1 pseudogene is annotated in these 373 nt (G+C 39.7%); it reads left to right on the forward strand.

Going from position 1 to position 373, the window contains the following annotated elements:
• Positions 1-360, forward strand: a pseudogene (locus tag FH871_RS32610) (hypothetical protein); the annotation flags it as partial.
• Positions 361-373: the final 13 nt, after the last annotated feature.

Here is a 373-nt window from a genome sequence, read left to right on the forward strand (position 1 = left end):
GATGAAGTGTTAGCATTATCAGAAGGGGTTAATAAGGCTATTAAGGACTCTTTTTTCTCGCTCCTATCTCAAATTGCCCTTCTTGGGCGGGCTACAAAAGTTCACCTGCTACTGGTTAGCCAACGTTTTGACCATAATACCATCCCTATATCTGTCAGAGAACAATTGAATGTCTTGATTCAGATTGGTAATATCAACAAAAAGACTACACAGTTTCTCTTTCCTGACCTTGACCCTGAAGGGATTGTCATTCCAATCGGCAAAGGCACAGGTTTGATTCAAATCATTGATAACGAGCACCCCTATCAAGTATTGCCTTTACTTTGTCCAACCTATTGTACCAAGAAAGGTATTTTGTAACGATGAAGAAAAG

Source organism: Larkinella sp. C7 (assembly GCF_006149005.1).
Taxonomy (GTDB): Bacteria; Bacteroidota; Bacteroidia; order Cytophagales; family Spirosomataceae; genus Larkinella.